The sequence below is a fragment of the Cyanobium sp. Copco_Reservoir_LC18 genome (assembly GCF_009834675.1).
Classification (GTDB): Bacteria; Cyanobacteriota; Cyanobacteriia; order PCC-6307; family Cyanobiaceae; genus Cyanobium; species Cyanobium minutissimum.
Genome location: NZ_ASAC01000027.1, coordinates 1 through 15,607, shown reverse-complemented (window position 1 = coordinate 15,607; position 15,607 = coordinate 1). Strand labels below are relative to the sequence as shown.

Below are 15,607 nucleotides of genomic sequence, written 5' to 3'. Positions count from 1 at the left end.
GGAGCCGTTGCCATTGGGGTCGTCTGCCGATTGAGTGGCAGTGAGCGTTCCTCCCACGGCGGGTGGGCCAAAGATGGAGAAGACGGCTGCACCCCTGTTGACAGGTGGGAGAGCATCACCGGGAGCCAAGGTCACATCGACCCAGTAGTTGGCAGCCCCGAATGTGTTGTTTGGAAGTACCAGATCAGTCCCGACCCTGAAAACACCATTGCCGCCGATACCAGCGCCACTGACAACGCTGCTTTGAGGGGCACTGAGAATACCGAAGGGATCTGTGAAGGCATTGTCGTCGATGCCATCGAAGGCGACTTCGTTGGCGGGGTTGAAGAAGCCGTTGGTGGAGAAGTAGTTGTTGTCTGTGATGTAGGAGACAACATACTCCGCGTCAGGCAGAACAGTAACGGGATTGGAGAGAGCGGCAACCTGCCAACCAGATTGCCCAGGGGTGGATGTGAAGGTGGCGGATGCCAGTAAGGATCCATCGGAACGGCGCCAGAGTCGCCCGATGCGCACGTCGGTATCACCTGCATCGGCGGCGGCACGGAAATACTTGAGCTCGGTGATTGTGCCGGCCTGATTGGGGCGGAACTTCATGCCGAGCTCAAGCGGCGTACCTTCGTTGAACAGCGAGCCGTTGACCGGTAGTGATGGGTTGAAAAGGCTGGTAGTACTAGGGGGTATGGGTGCCGAGACAGTGACGGTATCTTGAGCCAGAGGGAGGTTGATGATATTGAGGCTGTCATCGATCGCGCGAGCGTTGATTGTATATATGCCCACCGAGCTTGGTCGCCATGCGTAGGTCCAGTTGGTCGTTCCCTGTGCTACCTTCCATGAGGCACCACCGTCAAAGGAGATCTCCACCACCCCAACTTTGCCGTCATCTGTCGTGATCGGAGTGCCGTTGTCATCTATAGCAGTGCCGGTGATCAATACGGTGAAACCTGCTGGGACGGAGCTTGGAATATCGTTGATCGTTGTCTTGGCAGCGACTGTATCGGTGATGCCTACAGCCCGAACCAGACCCTGGCTGAAGAGGATCGCGTCCGCCACGCCTGGCTGGATGCCCATGTCGGCGAACATGTTGACGGTGAACTGCTGAATATCGCGGTTCTCGATGTTCGCGGCGTAGGGCGTGTTGTCATGCAGGTTGCTGAGTGCCCAGGTCCAGAAAACCGTGCCAGCCCCGAAGACCAAAGCGCCGCTTTCCACGTCCCGGTAGAGCGAGAGGTTGTGGGTTGCGATGCCTGGAGCCGTCCGGTTGCCTTGGTCGATCAGGATGTTGTTCCAGGGCAGCGTGGTCTCGGAGAGCTTGATCAGGCCTGCAGGCCGAAAGTCATCTTCGGGTGAGGTGTTCCATTCATAACCGATAATGCCTGGAGCGATGCCCAGTTGCCCCCCTGACTGGGCCACTGCGGTATCGCGCCAGAAGCGCAGTGCAGCAAACGGCGCCGGGACGTCGAGCGCGCCGCCGCCGCCGCCGGGGCCGAGGTCATCGGGTCCAAAGAGCTGACCGGTGAGGGCATTCTCAGGATTCTGGCCGGTGGCACCTGGATTTCCCACGAAGCGCAGATCGCGCCACGTCCCGGTCCACTCGTTTGAGGGGTCGATGTTGGCGTAGTCGCCGGGACCTGCGTCTGGGGAGTAGTTTGCCCTAGTTTCCTTGTAGCAGACGAGGGTTCGGTACGCCACGCCGTCGACGATGCTGGTCTCCCAGCGGGTCTTCCAGTAGACATCGTTCCCTCCCCAGAATAGGAGATTGACACCGGCGTCGCGGGCCGCCTCAACATTGGATCGCTGCTGGCCTGACCAGTATTCATCGTGCCCGACGGAAATGAAAGCCTTGCGGCCCTGCAGATAACTTGCCCCGAGCCGGTCGGTATCGACACCGGAGATGTAGGAGACGTCGTAACCGTTCTTCTCCAGCCAGAAGATGGCGGCATAGTCCGCCCCGAACAGGTAATCGTGGGGGCCTGCGAATGCTCCGCCGCTGCTAGGCCCATTGCGGGTGATGAATGGGCGGTTGTAGCTGACGGCATAGGCCCGGTTTTGCCCGTTAGGGTTTGCATCGGGGAGGAAAGGACGATTGATGCTGCCGCTGGGATCATCGTAGAGGTTGCCGGCAACCTGACCGTTGTTGCCGCCCCAGCCGTTGTAGGCCTGCCAGGTTGTGTCGGAGGTCTGCAGGAGGATGTCGCTCTTGCTACCGTCGGCTCGTGGCTCGTCCTGGCGAATGATGAAGGGGATCTGGTTGGTGGCGCCTTCGATCGGATTGCCATTGCCATCAAGGCACTGGAGTTTGGCGAGGTAAACGCCCGAGACGGCGTCGGAAGGGGTTGCCCAACTGGCGGAGACGCTCCAGTTGCCTGCATCCACGAGCCCGCGCGAGTCGCTGACGGGATTGGGCTGGGCCTCACCGGAGGTGTTGATCGTGGTGACCAGGGTCGCGCCGTCCCCGCCGTAGTAGCCAAGGCGGTAGATCTCGATCCGATAAGGCACCGTCACGCCCGGAGCAGCGTTGACGTTGATCTTGAAGTTGACCGTCGAGCCGTTGTCGACGCTGAAGTCGGTGGCGAAGCCCTCGATCTGGTTGCTGGTCGGGGCATCCCAGATGGCTTTGGGGGTGCCAGTTTTCAGGTTCTCCTGGACGATTGCGCTCAAGTCGCTCACCTAGCATTAAGGTAACGCTAGCAGAAAGTGAGCTAAGGCGACAAGTGGTCTGGATTCCTTGAGCTTTCTGAGTCTTTAGGGTAGGGGGCCGGCTCCATGTCCATGCTCTGCCGGCTAAGTCATCACGGACTGCCGCATCCCGTCTGAGACTCGAGTTGCAACGGGTCAAGGCCATGGCATCGCCGACGTCTCTCAGGTTTTACTGGGTTCTTGGCCGCTATTGCCCTGAGGGCATTACACGATCAGGTCCGCCGCTGGAATCGGTAGAGGAGCATGGCAGCGGTTTCGCGCCTGGCAAGTCGGTTCTCTTCCCGAGGAAAACGGACTAGGGCGACTGCCAGTGGCACCACTAGGAGGCCCTGTCGCTCAAAGGCGCGAGTAGCGCGGGCCAACTGCCAGTGGTCGGTGATGAGAGTGAAGCATGCACAGAAGTGGGAGGATCCTGCTGAAGCAGCCAGGAGCTCGTGCTGATGGCGTTCTCCCAGGTGGCGCGGACGCAGCTGTCGCCGGCCACTTGGGCCGGAGGCACCCCGAGTGACATGATCCGCTTGGCGCTGCCTCGTCCATCACCAGATACAAAGATGGCAGAGATCAAACCCTGTCGCTGCAGGTTGGCGGCCAGTGCGGTGGTGGATGAAGAAATCACGAAGCCACGGCCGAGGAGCAACAGCCTGCGTGGCAGGCGTTTGCTCCTGCTGGGGTAGTAGTTGACTCAACCAGCCGCTCAACACAGTTGTCGCCCTAGGGCTGTAAAGACCGCTGGCAAGCAGAAGAGCCATGAACGTGAGGATGACGCAGCTCCAAAGGGCGGTGGTGAAGAGGCTGGTGAAAGGCGTACACAGTGAAGGCCCATCGGAGGCAGCAACAGCAAGGGGGTGCTCACGATCCGCAGGATCAGCTCCCGTAAAGGGATCTACCCAGCGGATCCTGAGGGCAGCTGGTCCACCAGCGAGATGGGGTCATCATGAGGAGGCCATGAAGGCTATCCTTGTAGGCACTTCTGAACTTGCTGGGAGCAGGGTCTGTGATGATCAAGCCGCCAGAAACCGTGCATCCCATGGGCCGTAGTGGTGTTCAACATGTAGCCAAAACAAAGAGCGTATCTGTTAGGCATGCTGCCCAAAGCCATCGTTTATGATCATACCAGTATTGTAGAGATTAGGTGGATTTGGCCTTGATACTTCATGCCACCAAGTCGTGTTTAAGGTACTTCCCAGGTCACAATTGAAGTAGACCTGATTCATTCACGTCATAATCATCGCCTTTTGGCAAGCGCGAGCTAGGGATAAAGCAACAAGTTCCTGATCTTCCGCAGTCATCTGGACATAGAGCGGCAGGATGATGCATCCCTCTTGTGCTGCCTCGGAATGAGGCAACGGAAAGCAGCAAGGTAGGTCGGCATAAGCAGGCTCCCTATGGGTGCACATGATGCCGCGACGGCTGGCCACCCCGGCGTCCAGGAGGTGTTGCATCACTGCCCGCTGATCCACTCCCTTCGGCAGCCGAACACAGTAGCTTTGCCAGTTGCTGCGAGCCCAGATTGGCTCCTGGGGAAAACCCAGGCCTGGAAGATTGCCCAGCAATTCGGTATACCTTTGGGCAAGATCACGGCGGGCCTTCACGATCTCCTGCAACTTCTTGAGCTGTTCGCGCCCTACGGCCGCCTGGATATCGGTCATCCGATAGTTGAACCCCACCTTGGGATATTCTTCGAAGATGACCTGAGCCGCGCCATGGCGCACCGTATCCGGAATGCTCATCGCATGCTGTCGCAGCAGCCGGAAGTGTTGGTCCCACTCGGCGTTGTCAGTGGTGAGCATGCCTCCATCCCCTGTGCTCATCACCTTCCGCGGATGGAAGGAAAAGCAGGCAATGTCAGCGTGGGGTTTGCCGATCCTCTCCCACTGGCCATCCCAGAGGAGTTCGCTGCCGATCGCGCAGGCGGCATCTTCGACCACAGGCAGGCCGCGGGGCCTGGCCACCGCCAGGATGGCGGCAAGATTGCAGGGCATGCCCATCTGATGCACGCACAGTACGGCGCGGGTGCGGGGGGTGATCGCCGCCTCGAGCAGGGAGGGATCGATGTTGAAGCTTTCTGGCTCAATGTCTACGAACACCGGCGTGGCATCGCAGTACCGCACGGCATTGGCGGTGGCGATGTAGGAATGGCTCACGGTGATCACTTCATCGCCTGGGCGAACCCCCACGGCGAGCAACGCCAGGTGCAGCGCTGTGGTGCAGCTGGATACTGCACAGGCGTGGTGAGATCCCACGTAGAGAGCGAATTCGCGTTCGAATGCGGCCACTTCTGGCCCCTGGGTTACCCAGCCGCTGAGGATGACCCTGCCGGCAGCATCGGCTTCCCGTTGATCCATGACTGGTTTGGTGATTGGAATCATGGCTGGGCGACTTTTCGAGATTCTTGCCACCATTGCACCAGGCGGCGTAGACCCTCATCGAGCTCAACCGTGGACCGGAATCCGAGCAGCTGCTCCGCTTTGGTGGTGTCGGCCAACCGGCGTGAGACGGGATTTACTTTCCGCTCAGGGCCATATTCCGGCTGTAGATCGGAACCCATGACGCGCAAAAGGGCGACAGCAAGTTCGTTAAGGCTGGTTTCTGTACCGCTGGCCACATTGAAAACATCATCGGTTACGTCAGACTGGAGCGCGAGGATGTTTGAACGCGCCACGTCTTCGATGTAGACAAAATCCATTGTCTGAGTGCCGTCCCCGAGAATGAGTGGAGGTTGGCCGGCCGTAATCCGCTCCATCCAGCGTATGAGAACCTCTGTATACTTTCCGTGGATGTCCATGCGTGGTCCGTACACGTTGAAATAGCGCAAGGCAACATATGGGAGGCCATACATGTCGTTGAATGAACGCAGCATTCCCTCCAGCATCACTTTGCTGGCGCCATACCAGGTACGATTATTGTAAGGGTGATGGTCTTCACTAGTGGGGAAATGATCGGCAAGGCCATAGATCGAGGCGCTGGAGGCCGTGACGACCTTCTTCACACCGCAGAGGTGGGCCGCTTCCACCACATTGAAACTCCCGTCGCACATGACGCCGAGAGCAGCACGAGGATCGGCTGCGCAGGCTGTGATCCGGAGCGTTGCCATGTGGATTACCGCGTCCATGCCCGTGGTGGACTCCAGGACGGTAGCGGGGTCACAGATGTCACCGCGATGAAGGGTGACACGCGGGTCAGATAGTGCATCCGCCACGTTGGCCAGGGTGCCTCGGCTCAGATCATCAAGGATGACAATCTGACCAGGGTTGAACTCCTTGAGCAGTATGTCGATGGTGGTGGAGCCCACCAAGCCACAGCCACCGGTGACCAAGATTTTCGCGTTGTTGATGTTCATCAGGAATTTGTTGAGCCATTGGCGTAAAGAAGGCGGGCTGGATTTCCAACGACTGTGGCAGCTTCAGGGACATCGCGAATCACGTTGGAGCCAAGACCTACCAAAGCCCGGTCCCTCACACTGACACCGTTCATCACACTTGCCCCACTACCAACGTAGCAGTTGCTTCCGATCGTGGCTTGCCCTGCGACTGTGACGTTGGAGCCGATGAGGGTCCAGGCACCCACCACCGCGTCGTGGTGTACGACGGTGTTCGGCAGCAGGCAAACATGATCGCCAATCACGGCGTTGCTGGTGATGACGACTCCGGCCATGACGAGCACGTTGACCCCCACGCTGGCCAGGGGAGATATCCGCGCTAGAGGATGCACTACCCTTACCAGGCGAGAACAGGGGAGACCGAGCGACTCCACCACACCCCGGCGATCCCTGAACGACGACGGACCGCCTGGAACAGCCAGCACGGCAGCCGCTGGAAAACGATCCAAGGCTTCGCGCGCGAACACTGTCAAGCCAAACTGCTGTGAATTCAGCTTGTCAGGTGAGTCGTCAACGAACCCAATGGGCATGTACTCCGACCCGAGGCAGTCTAGGGCTTCAAGCCCGTTGCCATTGCAGGGAAAGATCAGCAGAGGTCGTGGACTCATTGTGTGGCAAGAAGCTTCACGGCAGCTGCCACCTCTATCCTTTGGTCAGAGGTGAGTTCTGGGAACATCGGCAGCGACAGTACCTCCTGAGCGGCTTGCTCAGAACAAGGGAACTGACCTTTCTCATAGCCAAGGTCGGCATGGGCCGGCAACAGATGGATGGGGAACGGATAGTGAATCCCCGTCTGGATGCCGTGCTCTAGAAGGACCTCCTGCCAGGCGGTGCGATCCGGCGAGCGCACAGCGTAGATGTGGTAGACATGCCGGGCCCAGTCCATCTCTTTGGGCGTCACCACACCACTGCCGTCGAAGATGTGGTTGTAGTGTGCAGCTGCTCTGCGGCGCGCCTCCGTCCAAGCTTCCAGATGTCGCAACTTCACGCGCAACACTGCCCCCTGAATCCCCTCCATTCGATAGTTGTAGCCAAGAAGTTCGTGGTGGTACTTGCGTTCTGCACCCCAGTCCCGCAACATCTTCAGCGTCCTGGTGTAATCAGGATTATTCGTGACCACCATGCCACCTTCTCCGCAGGCACCTAGGTTCTTACCGGGGTAGAAACTGAAGCAGGCCAGATCCCCTAGGCCGCCCACTCGGCGCCCTTTGTATTCGGCCCCGTGTGCCTGGGCCGCATCTTCGATTACCACAAGATCATGTTGTCTTGCAATGGCCTTGATAGGATCCATGTCGGCGGGCTGGCCATAGAGGTGCACCGGGAGAATCACCTTTGAACGAGGGGTGATCGCAGCCTCAATGGCCTCCGGATCCATCGTGAAGGTGACTGGATCGATGTCCACGAAAACCGGCGTTGCTCCGGTGTAGCGGATGGCGGCAACCGTGGCCACGAAGGTGAAAGGGACGGTGATCACCTCATCTCCCGGGCCTACCCCTGCTGCCAGCAGCGCCAGGTGAAGGGCACTGGTGCCGGTATTGACACCAACACCGAAGCTGGCGCCAGAAAAGGCAGCGAACTCATTTTCAAAGGCCTCCACTTCCCTACCCAAGGTGAACTGGCAGCTATCGAGAACACTCTGGATGGCTTCATTCACTTCCTCACGGATCGTGGTGTACTGCGCTTTGAGGTCGAGAAAGGGAATCATCCCACTGCCCCCGTGCGCGAAAGATGCACCGTTTCCCCCTTGCCTCGCATCGAGCTTGTTGCCGCCTCGATCAACTCCACCACTCTCACCCCCAGCCGGGCATCGGTACGGGGGGTGAGGCTCTTCTCAATGCAGGTGATGAAGTGTTCACTTGCCGTGCGCAGGGCCTCAGCAGCGTCCAGCTTGGGCGCCCACATGTCGCCGGTGCGGTAGCCCACCCTCATTTCCTGAATCTGCTTTGGATCATCGGTGAAGCTCACCCCCTTGTCGTAGACTCTCAGCTTTTCGCTGGGTTCGAGGTCGTCGTATTTGATCATCTTGCTGCTGCCGCCAAGCAGCACCTGTCGCACCTTCACCGGCGCGAGCCAACTCACATTCACGTGGGCAATCGGGCCGGAGTCGTAGAACAACGAGATGAAGGCAAGATTTTCGGGAGTCCCTCTGAAGTGATTCACACCGCTCGCCGTCACGGCAATGGGGTGCTCCTCCAATAGATAGTCAAGAATAGAGAAGTCGTGAACGGCAAGGTCGGAGATCACGTTCACATCCCGCTGAAAAAGGCCTAGGTTGACACGTGTCGAGTCGTAATAATAGACATCGCCAAGCTCGCCGGCCCGCACTATTTCCGCCATCTTCATCACCGCGCCAGTGTAGAGGAACGTATGGTCCACGAACACCACCAAATTGCGTTTGGCTGCCTCTTCGGCAAGCTGCCTGGCTTGCAGGGATGTTTCCGTCATCGGCTTTTCCAGCCATAGGTGCTTCCCCGCCCGCAGGGCGGCCATGCCCAGTTCGAAGTGGGTGCTCACCGGCGTGGCGATCGCAATCGCATCAATGTCCGGATCCTGGATCAGGTCTTGGAAGTGGCGCGTCGTGCGCAGACCTGGGAATCGGCGGGCAACCAGCTCAAGCTTGGCTTCATCCAGATCAGCGACAGCGGACAGAGAGGCCCCTTCCGCTTCGGCGAAGTTGCGCACCAGATTCGGACCCCAGTAGCCATAGCCGATCACGGCGACCTTGATCATTTTCCCTGAGTGAAGGGTGAGCTGGACTGTGGTGGCTCTGTGCCACGCTGGCGACGATCGCCGACCACCCTGGCCGGTACACCTTGCACAATGGCATGGTCTGGGACATCTCTGGTGACCACAGCGCCGGCTCCCACCAAGGCGCCCACTCCAATGGTAATGCCTGACAGGATGGTGGCGTTGCTGCCGATCGATGCAGTCCGGCGGATCCTTATCGGGTCCACGGCCCAGTCGGCTTCCCCTTGAAGGCTGCCATCAGCGTTGGTGGCCCGTGGAAGGCGATCGTTGGTGAACATCACACCATGTCCCACGAAGACCTCGTCCTCGATCGTGACTCCCTCGCAGATGAAGGAGTGTGAAGAGATCTTGCAGCGTTGACCGATGGCGGTGTTTTTCTGGATTTCCACGAAGGCGCCGATCCTTGTACCGGCGCCGACGCTGCAGCCATAGAGATTGACCAGCTCCGGTTGGAAAATCACCACGTCGGCACCCAATTTGACGTCTTTGGCAATGGGCATCACCAGGCTGCGGGCGGCGTGGTTTAGTCTGCCGCGTCAAGGCACCGGCTGCACAGAGTCGTTGCAAGAATGATGGCAAACAGTGGTCTGGACACGAAGATGGCAGGATCAGCAGGTGGTGACGTTGTGATCGTCGGAGCTGGGGTGGTGGGTCTAGCCACCGCCATGGCACTGGCAAATCAGGGTATCCGTCCCCTCGTTCTGGAAGCTGAGAACATGCTGGGGGCGCATCAGACGGGCCACAACAGTGGGGTGATTCATTCCGGTCTTTACTACAAGCCTGGCTCACAGAAAGCTGAGACCTGTCGCGTCGGCAGAGAAGCTCTCTATGCCTTCTGTGAGAAGCACGGCGTTCCTGTCCGCCGTACGGGGAAGCTTGTGGTGGCCACTGAACAGTCTCAGGTCCCCCAGCTGGATCGCCTCCTAACGCGTGGCATCCAGAACGGTCTGCTGGGTATCCAGCGGCTCAACCGAGAGATGCTTCGGGATCTTGAGCCCGAAGCTGCAGGAGTTGGAGCACTTTGGGTGCCCCAGACAGGTGTTGTTGACTACCGAGAAGTGCTTAGAGCAATGCGTCTGGTTCTGGAAGAGCAAGGGGTGGAGATCGTTCTGAATGCACGGGTCATCAATATCCGTAGGGTTGATGGAGCCTTGGAAATATCCACTCACACTAACACGTTTCGGAGTAATTTCTTGATTAATTGTGGCGGGCTTCAATGCGACCGGATTGCCGAGTTCTGTGGCCTGAAGATACCGATCCGGATCATTCCCTTCAGAGGGGAGTATTACGTGCTCCGTTCGGAACGTACGACTCTGGTGAGGCACCCCATCTATCCAGTGCCAGACCCTAATCTACCATTTCTTGGCGTGCATTTTACACCAAGAATTGACGGGAGTGTAGAGGCAGGGCCGAATGCCGTGCTTGCTTGGGCAAGGTATGGCTACACATCACCGGCCTACTCTGTGCGGGACAGTTGGGAGACATTGAGTTGGCCAGGGTTCTGGCCATTGGCGGCTAAGCACTGGCGAATGGCCATTGATGAGCAACTGCGCTCCTGGAGCAAGATGCGTTTCGTCAAATCCCTGCAGGAGCTGGTTCCTGCCGTGCAGGAGGACGACGTGATTCCAAGCGGCTGGGGTCTGCGGGCCCAAGCGGTGGATCGGCTTGGCGCTCTCGTGGATGACTTCCTGGTTGAAGCAGGACCGCAGGCTATCCATGTGTTGAATGCTCCTTCGCCCGCTGCTACCGCCTCACTGGAAATTGGGCGTAGGATTGCTGACATTGCTTCACGCCGACTGCAGCGGTAAGTCTACTCATCCTCCAGACAGAGGTTGTTTGGTGGCACTGAATACCTCTTTGTTTCGCTGATATGAACTCTGAAGTTGTTTTCGACACCCTGAAGGCAGAGCTCTACCCATCTTCAATGATCTCGGTTACTGACTGGCGCGGGTGGAGTGATCGCGCTCCCAGCCTTGGCTAGTTTGATGAGCACGGATCCTCGCGATAGCAGATATGAGCGCAAAGCAGACTGCGTCTATACAACTCCCGGGATCACTCATCGTGTGGAGCAGTTCTCTCGCACTTGTTCGCCCGGTATCTAGGGACTGTTCCGTACCTCCACGACGTGATCGCGCGAGTACTCCGATGAGGTCACTCAACTTGAGAGGCATTCGCACGCGAACCGCTGGGCCAGAGGCAATGTACTTGCGACCAGGAGGAAAGGTCCGTTCGACCAATAAATCGTCACCTGTCAACATAGGAAACTCCCCAAGGATCTTATGGCCTGCCTGGCTCAGACCATACACACCAGCACCCCATATTGCAGTTGTCATCGAAGGCATTCGCCAACGCGCTCGGTAGTATGCTCGAGTTAGCGGGCTGGCACCTTCCAGGTTCCAAACAAAAGCTGGACGTGCTGTATGGATTCCGTCGCCTGCAAGCACACTTACAGCTTGCGCCAGCGCTTCTTGGTTTACTTCGATGTCGGCGTCGAGGTAAAGTCGTGGCCAACTGGTGGCATGGGCGTCTCCCAAATTTAGTGCGGCCACCTTTGAGCCCTTGTTGAGTTCAACAACCTTCACTCCACGATGGGAACGAGCTCGATCTGCGGTGTCGTCCGTGCAGCCATTGGGCACTACAATCACTTCGACAGTGCCTGCTGCAATCAGCTGATCCAGTCCTTCAAGAGTGCGGTCGATCACAGCGCATTCATTGTGGGCAGGAATAATGATCGAAGCCGATGGGAACTGCTGAGCCGAAACAGCAGGATATTCGGCTGCCGGTAGTCCGCTTTCAAGGTCAGGATTGCATAATATCTGAAGGCTAAGGTCCTGTCTTCGATCTTTTCTTCGCAGCAGCAGTCCGAGTATGATGATGAGCCTGAATAGTTTTGCCCTTCGTGGTCGGTGCTTGCTGAAATATCTTACTTTATTCCGGATTAGAAGCGCGTTCAGCTGTGGTGAGTTACCGCTGCCCCCCCCACGATGCAGCACTTCAGCAGCCGGCTCGAACCACACTGAATATCCTGCGGCTCGGATACGGCTGAAAAAATCGGTTTCCTCTGAGTACAAAAAGAATCTCTCGTCCCACTGGCCCACAGTGTCCCAGACTCGCCGCGCCACCATGACAGCAGCTCCAGTTGCCCAATCGATCCGGCGAGCTGTGCGATACATCCGATCATCACGGACAAATTCAGATAGCCACCTAGGTCGGGATTGCCATAAACGGCCAAGCAAAGCATCGGATAGTGCGCGCAGAAGCCCAGGTTCGTTGCGAATCGAATGCGCTAGTTTGCCGGAGCCATCCTTGAGCAGTGGCACCACGGCTCCCACATTGCCTTCTAAACGGTTCAGAAGGGCTCGAATGCAGCCCGGTTGAACTACCGAATCCGGATTAAGCACCAACACGGCTGGGATATCTCCAGCGTACGCCATGGCTCGATTAACACCACCTGCGTAACCTAAATTCCCTCCAGTGTCTATCGCAATGACGTCTGAATATGATTGTGCAAATTGCAGCGAACCATCATCTGATTGGTTGTCCGCTAAAATCACGCGTATGCTAGTGTGATCTGCTTCCGATCGGAGTGAGTCGAGCAAAGCTGGCAAGTCTTTCGCAGAGCGATACGTGACGATGACGACGACGACCTCTGCTGATTCCCCAAGGACTCTGAATTGACCCATAGCCTAAACTAGCTTTCGCTTAGGTTATCAGATAGAATGACTAGGTCAAAGATGCTGTTGGGATGTTGATTGCAGCCCATGCAACCCATTACGGACGCGGTGGTGTGACTTATAAACCTGGTGCCGACCTCTCAATCTCCTCCTAGTCGATTATTGAGTTTACCAGTAACTTATGCACAACTGCGCTAATTTAACATCTTTTAGCGTCAGATGCTCGCTCCCTTCGTGAGTTGGGGTAAATGTCTCGTATTTAGCTTGGCGGATGATGGCTACAGTCACATTATGTCATTACTTTGATGGAGGTCGATCACAGGATAGTCATATTTTTGGATTTTGATTGCGAAGCGCATCACTTGCTAGGCCCGCTCCACGCATGAAATTCCTCTCTGTCTCTCGGAGATCTCGAACAGAGTTTCTGATGCTGAGTATTTTTGTTTCACTCAAGAGCATCTGCTTATGAGCAAGATGTCTGTCGCGCCTTAACCCTAAACTTCCTTTTCTCTGTGTACTCCGTATCGCCGTTGTTGGTGTTTTTCGTGTCTTCGCAATACGGTGTGGCCGATTTGATTTAATTTCTTTCTCGGTTCAGGCATCATTCTCATCAAGGTAAAGACTGGTCTCTGCAGTCGTTCATCGGTTGCCATGGTGCAGTTCGCGTCAACAACTCCCGCTCAGCCTGTGATTTCAGCACGCATCTATCTATTTATTTTGAGCCTGCCCCGTTGAGGTTTGGCCATCAGTTTCCCATGCCTTCTCAGACAACTTGCCCTAAACATGAATATCGGTTCTTATCTTTATGAAGAATGTCCTCTTATTGGCTGATCTGTCAGCCTTTAAGAGCAGACACTTCGAATAGCGTCTGTCTCAAGCCGTTAGTTTCAATAAGTCACTGTCTAATTGCACCAATCAACAGTCCCCATGAGTGCATCAATGACCGCTTCACTTGACACACTGTTTCTTTTGAGCGAAACTTCATCAGCCAGTTCCGAATTGCTACCTCTCATCACTTTACGCTTAGATCGCGCAACTGTATTTGAGGACGGTCCTGACAGTCTCGTCTATACGTTTACGCGCACCGGGGATACTAGTGAGCCACTGACTGTTAGGTATTCATTGCGAGGCACTGCGGCATTAGGCAGTGACTTTCTGGGCCCGAACATCTCCGGTTCGAGTAAGACCATCCGGTTTGCTCCAGGATCATCGACCGCTATTCTTGTCGTCAGGCCATTAGCTGACACAATCGTTGAAGGCGATGAGACGGTATCCCTCACGCTGGCTTCCAGCTCCTCTTACCGAAGGGGTACCACAACCGCCGTCACGGGAACGATCAGTAACGACGACGTGGCCCCTACGGTTGTCCCCAGCATTACGCTCAGCGCGCCAACTGTCGCCATCGCAGAGGATGGTACGGCCAACCTTGTGTATACCTTTTCCCGCACCGGCAGCACCAGCTCGGCGCTGAGTGTCAACTACACGGTGGGAGGAACGGCGACCCTCGGTACCGACTACACGGGCATCAGTGCTACCGGCACGACCAAGACGGTCACGTTTGCGGCTGGTTCTGCGACTGCCACCGTGGTGGTCGATCCCACTGCGGATACCACGGTTGAGGCCAATGAAACGGTGGTTCTCACCCTGTCAGCCGGTACTGGTTACAGCATCGGTACCACGGGCGCCGTCACGGGAACGATCAGCAACGACGACGTGGCCCCTACGATTGTCCCCAGCATCACGCTCAGCGCGCCAACTGTCGCCATCGCAGAGGATGGTACGGCCAACCTTGTGTATACCTTTTCCCGCACCGGCAGCACCAGCTCGGCGCTGAGTGTCAACTACACGGTGGGAGGAACGGCGACCCTCGGTACCGACTACACGGGCATCAGTGCTACCGGCACGACCAAGACGGTCACGTTTGCGGCTGGTTCTGCGACTGCCACCGTGGTGGTCGATCCCACTGCGGATACCACGGTTGAGGCCAATGAAACGGTGGTTCTCACCCTGTCAGCCGGTACTGGGTACAGCATCGGTACCACGGGTGCCGTCACTGGAACGATCAGCAACGACGACGTGGCCCCTACGGTTGTCCCCAGCATCACGCTCAGCGCGCCAACTGCCGCCATCGCAGAGGATGGCACGGCCAACCTTGTGTATACCTTTTCCCGCACCGGCAGCACCAGCTCGGTGCTAAGTGTCAACTACACGGTGGGAGGAACGGCGACCCTCGGTACCGACTACACGGGCATCAGTGCTACCGGCACGACCAAGACGGTCACGTTTGCGGCTGGTTCTGCGACTGCCACCGTGGTGGTCGATCCCACTGCGGATACCACGGTTGAGGCCAATGAAACGGTGGTTCTCACCCTGTCAGCCGGTACTGGGTACAGCATCGGTACCACGGGCGCCGTCACTGGAACGATCAGCAATGACGACGTGGCTCCTTCCAGCACTGGCCTTTTCTCCGAGAACTCAGCTCCGACTACATTCAAGTCCGGCTTTGTCGATCCGACGAACTATGAACTCGGTACACAGTTTGTCTCTAACGAGAATGGATCCGTCAGTGCCTTGAGGTACTATCGAGGACCTACAGATGCTGATGATATAGACGTACGCACGCTAAGGCTCTGGCGTGGCAACGGTACACTCCTTGGCAGTGTCGTCATCAATTCTGCACCTGGTGCTGTTGGTTGGCAAGTAGGCACGCTGACTTCCGCGGTCGCCATCACTGCCGGTGAATCATATGTGGTTTCCTATGGCTATACGTTTAATAATAATTCAGGCGCGCGTGAGAGCTATGCCATTTCAGAAAACTACTTCTCCACCAGTCGTGCCGACATCTCCAGTTCTCTGAACGAACCCACCTCATTCATTTCTGGAATTGCTGGGGTCTATTCCACATCTCTTGGCACTCTTCCAACGTCCATCTATAACGCATCGAATTACTGGGTCGATGTAGCTTTCTCCTCTTCGGGCACGCCCCCTGTTCCTGCTGTCACCCTTTCTCTTCCAACTGCCGCCATCGCAGAGGATGGTACGTCCAACCTTGTGTATACCTTTTCCCGCACCGGCAGCACCAGCTCGGCGCTGAGTGTCAACTACACGG

Annotated in this window: 10 protein-coding genes; 2 read left to right on the top strand and 8 right to left on the bottom strand. The window is 57.0% G+C overall.

The genetic code is table 11. The features are described from left to right. The 7 genes from L107_RS16270 to L107_RS16965 all read right to left on the bottom strand — a co-directional run. On the bottom strand, positions 1 to 2,658 hold a 2,658-nt coding region (locus tag L107_RS16270; protein WP_201295937.1), incomplete at its 3' end, for a DUF4082 domain-containing protein. Positions 2,659 to 3,911: 1,253 nt separating this feature from the next. Next, positions 3,912 to 5,066 (bottom strand): DegT/DnrJ/EryC1/StrS aminotransferase family protein, encoded by a 1,155-nt coding sequence (locus L107_RS16265; protein ID WP_159820575.1) that lies wholly within the window; start codon positions 5,064 to 5,066, stop codon positions 3,912 to 3,914. Continuing rightward, on the bottom strand, positions 5,063 to 6,037 hold the full coding sequence (locus L107_RS16260) for an NAD-dependent epimerase/dehydratase family protein (RefSeq protein WP_201295936.1): 975 nt from the start codon (positions 6,035 to 6,037) through the stop codon (positions 5,063 to 5,065). The genes L107_RS16265 and L107_RS16260 overlap by 4 nt, the downstream gene beginning before the upstream one ends. After that, positions 6,037 to 6,684, bottom strand: a complete 648-nt coding sequence (locus L107_RS16255; RefSeq protein ID WP_159820573.1) for an acetyltransferase — start codon at positions 6,682 to 6,684, stop codon at positions 6,037 to 6,039. The genes L107_RS16260 and L107_RS16255 overlap by 1 nt, the downstream gene beginning before the upstream one ends. Next, positions 6,681 to 7,781, bottom strand: coding sequence for a DegT/DnrJ/EryC1/StrS aminotransferase family protein (locus L107_RS16250; RefSeq protein ID WP_159820571.1), 1,101 nt, complete (start codon positions 7,779 to 7,781; stop codon positions 6,681 to 6,683). Before L107_RS16250 ends, L107_RS16255 begins: the two co-directional genes overlap by 4 nt. Further along, complete coding sequence (locus L107_RS16245) at positions 7,778 to 8,806, bottom strand: Gfo/Idh/MocA family protein (protein WP_159820569.1); 1,029 nt, start codon at positions 8,804 to 8,806, stop codon at positions 7,778 to 7,780. The genes L107_RS16250 and L107_RS16245 overlap by 4 nt, the downstream gene beginning before the upstream one ends. Continuing rightward, positions 8,803 to 9,324, bottom strand: coding sequence for an acyltransferase (locus L107_RS16965; RefSeq protein ID WP_159820567.1), 522 nt, complete (start codon positions 9,322 to 9,324; stop codon positions 8,803 to 8,805). Before L107_RS16965 ends, L107_RS16245 begins: the two co-directional genes overlap by 4 nt. 69 nt (positions 9,325 to 9,393) lie before the next feature. On the opposite strand from L107_RS16965, the gene lhgO reads away from it, so the two are divergent. Then, on the top strand, positions 9,394 to 10,632 hold the full coding sequence (gene lhgO, locus L107_RS16235) for an L-2-hydroxyglutarate oxidase (RefSeq protein ID WP_236550747.1): 1,239 nt from the start codon (positions 9,394 to 9,396) through the stop codon (positions 10,630 to 10,632). Between the two features lie 126 nt (positions 10,633 to 10,758). Here the strand turns inward: lhgO and L107_RS16230 are convergent, their stop codons facing one another. Then, positions 10,759 to 12,507 carry a glycosyltransferase family 2 protein gene (locus L107_RS16230; RefSeq protein WP_236550746.1) on the bottom strand — a complete coding sequence of 583 codons (1,749 nt, stop codon included), beginning with the start codon at positions 12,505 to 12,507 and terminating at the stop codon, positions 10,759 to 10,761. Between the two features lie 930 nt (positions 12,508 to 13,437). Between L107_RS16230 and L107_RS16225 the strand changes: the two genes are divergently transcribed. Further along, positions 13,438 to 15,607 (top strand): DUF4082 domain-containing protein (locus L107_RS16225; RefSeq protein WP_159820563.1); only part of this gene is annotated, 2,170 nt, incomplete at its 3' end.